We start from the raw sequence: 1913 nt of genomic DNA on the forward strand, positions 1-1913 counted from the left end.
GCACCGGGACGGCCGAGGCGCAACCGGCGAGCGCGGCGAGGGGGAGGGCGGCGGCGAGCGCGCGGATCATGCAATATCCCTGTTTCGCAGGTGGATGAGGTGGACGGCCATAGCCGCGCCGACGATGGGCGCCAACAGGTTGACGACGGGCACCAGGAAAGCTGCGGCGGATAGCGTGCCGAGCGCCCAGCGCGTACCGCGCGGCAGGCGCGGCCGGTCGGGGTGGCGCGCGAGCACCATCGCCTCGAGGTCGCGGCCGAGCAGCGCGGCGTTGATCGCGAAGGCGAGCAAGGGGGCGCCGATCGCGGTGAACAGCAAGGGGATATAGAGCGGCAGCGCGACGAGATTCACCAGGATCAGCCGCGTCACCGACACGAGGCCGAGGCGCAGGCTCTTGGCGAAGCGGACCGGGACCGCGCGCGCCGCCGCCTCGGGATAGCGGCGCCCTTCGACATCGGCGACGATCGCGTCGCCGAACAGCCCGACGACGGCGATCGCGACGCCGCGGAACAGCAGCCAGCTCGCGCCGATCAGCCCGATGACGAGCAATATGCCCGCCATGTCGATCTCGACCTCGCCGAGCCATTGCCAGCGGTAGAGCGCCCAGCGCGCGCCGAAGAAGATCGCGGCGCCGGCGGCGAGGAAGATCAGCAGGGTGAGCGCGAGGCTCTGCGCGAGGACGATGAGCACCGGGCGGCGCGGCAGGTCCTGCAGGGCGAGCATCAGGGCGTGGATCGCGCGGGCCATGCTGCGGGGATGCGCGCGGGGGGCGGGGGCGTCAAGCGTCGCGCTTGCCTTGGCGGGCCGCGCCCCTTAAAACCGCGCGCAATCTTTTCCCCATCATCGACAGGAATTTTATGGCCTCCACCGCCCGTTTCGACGTCGTTGCCATCGGCAATGCCATCGTCGACGTCCTTGCCCGCGCGTCCGACGAGCTGATCGAGACCGAGAAACTGGTCAAGGGATCGATGCGGCTGATCGACGCCGACGAAGCGACGCGGCTTTACGCGGCGATGGGTCCGGCGGTCGAAATGTCGGGCGGCAGCGCCGCGAACACGCTCGCCGGCATGGCGGCGCTCGGGCGCAAATGCGGCTTCATCGGGCAGGTCGCGAAGGACCAGCTCGGCCAGGTGTTCACGCACGACCTCACCTCGCTCGGTGTTGCCTTCGACACGCCGGCGCAGGACGGCGGCGCGCCGACCGCGCGCTGCCTGATCCTCGTCACCCCCGACGGGCAGCGGACGATGAACACCTTCCTCGGCGCGTCGCAGAGCCTGGGGCATGACGCGCTCGACGCCGCGCTGATCGCCGATGGCGAGATCCTCTATCTCGAAGGCTATTTGTGGAATGCCGACGCGTCGCGCGCGGCGATGGCCGAGGCGATCGGGCTGGCCAAGGCCGCGGGCCGCCGCGTCGCCTTCACGCTCTCGGACACCTTCGTCGTCGCGGGCCATGGCGAGGATTTCCGCCGCATGACCGCCGCGCGCGAGATCGACATCCTCTTCGCAAACGAGGCCGAACTGCTCGAACTGGCGCAGGAAGGCGATTTCGAAACCGCGCTGGCGAAAGTTGCCGCCGAGGTCCCGCTGCTCGTCGCGACGCGCGGCGAACATGGCGCGGTGGCGATGGCGAATGGCGAACGCACCCAGGTCGCCGCCGAGCCGATCGATACGGTGGTCGATACGACGGGCGCGGGCGACCTCTTTGCCGCGGGCTTCCTGTCGGGGCTCGCCGAAGGCCGCAGCATGGCCGACTGCCTGACGATGGGCGCGGTGTGCGCGCGCGAAATCATCGCGCAGGTCGGGCCGCGCGCGCAGACCGACCTCAAGGCCAAGGTCGCCGAGCGGCTCGGCTAGGAACTTTTTTCCGCTGACGCGGATGGCGGCACCGGCCCGCTCCCCCACCCGGCCTCC

Annotated in this window: 2 protein-coding genes; one reads left to right on the forward strand and one right to left on the reverse strand. The window is 70.5% G+C overall.

What is annotated here, in order from left to right:
- Positions 1-66: 66 nt before the first annotated feature.
- Positions 67-747, reverse strand: a complete 681-nt coding sequence (locus tag B1A78_RS21670) for an EI24 domain-containing protein (RefSeq protein WP_077148895.1) — start codon at positions 745-747, stop codon at positions 67-69.
- Positions 748-857: 110 nt separating this feature from the next.
- On the opposite strand from B1A78_RS21670, the gene B1A78_RS21675 reads away from it, so the two are divergent.
- The gene (locus B1A78_RS21675) at positions 858-1856 is read left to right on the forward strand and encodes an adenosine kinase (protein WP_077148896.1); all 999 of its coding nucleotides are present in this window, start codon (positions 858-860) and stop codon (positions 1854-1856) included.
- Positions 1857-1913 lie beyond the last annotated feature (57 nt).

The sequence above is a fragment of the Sphingopyxis sp. KK2 genome (assembly GCF_001990265.1).
Taxonomy (GTDB): domain Bacteria; phylum Pseudomonadota; class Alphaproteobacteria; order Sphingomonadales; family Sphingomonadaceae; genus Sphingopyxis.

Coding starts and splice junctions, on each gene's coding strand:
- B1A78_RS21670 (WP_077148895.1), bottom strand. CDS start 747: ATGGCCCGCGCGATCCACGCCCTGATGCTCGCCCTGCAGGACCTGCCG.
- B1A78_RS21675 (WP_077148896.1), top strand. CDS start 858: ATGGCCTCCACCGCCCGTTTCGACGTCGTTGCCATCGGCAATGCCATC.